At 67.2% G+C, this 646-nt stretch carries 1 protein-coding gene; it reads left to right on the top strand.

The features are described from left to right. A partial coding sequence (locus IVB47_RS00005) for a DUF1522 domain-containing protein (protein ID WP_247459183.1) occupies nucleotides 1-646 on the top strand: 646 nt, incomplete at both ends.

Genomic DNA, 646 nt, shown 5'->3' with positions numbered 1-646 from the left:
CTGCAACCGTCGCCGATCTGTTGACCGCGGTCGATCTCGCCAGCGGCGTGAAGACGGCGTCCATCACGGCGGGTGCCGCGACGCTCGCCACCAGCGCAGGCCAGACCGCTTCGAGCGTTGGCGGCGGCGCCGTCACGCTGAAGAGCTCGACGGGTGCGGATCTGAGCGTCACCGGCAAGGCCGACCTGCTCAAGGCTCTTGGCCTGAGCTCGGCAGTGGGCGGCGGCAATGCCAGCGTGTCCGTCAACCGGACCACGACATCAGGCTCGCTGGGTGCGACGATCGCTGACGGTTCAACGCTGAACGTCGACGGACACGTCATCACCTTCAAGAACGCGCCGATCCCGGGATCGACCGGTGCTCCGAGCGTTCCGAGCGGCTATGGTGCCAGCGGTAACGTCCTCACCGACGGCGCCGGCAACTCGACGGTCTATCTGCAGGCCGGCACGGTCAACGACGTGCTGAAGGCGATCGACCTTGCCACCGGCGTGCAGACCGCGACGGTCAACGCCAACGGCACCGCGACGCTTGCGACTGCAACCGGCCAGACCAACTCGTCGATCAACGCCTCGGGTCAGCTCAAGCTCTCGACCGGCGTCAATGCCGACCTGTCGATCACCGGCACCGGCAATGCGCTGAACGCGCT

It is taken from the genome of Bradyrhizobium sp. 62 (assembly GCF_023073035.1).
In the GTDB taxonomy this organism is placed as follows: domain Bacteria; phylum Pseudomonadota; class Alphaproteobacteria; order Rhizobiales; family Xanthobacteraceae; genus Bradyrhizobium.
The sequence above is the reverse complement of the archived record's forward strand: the minus strand, read 5'-3'. Positions and strand labels throughout refer to the sequence as shown.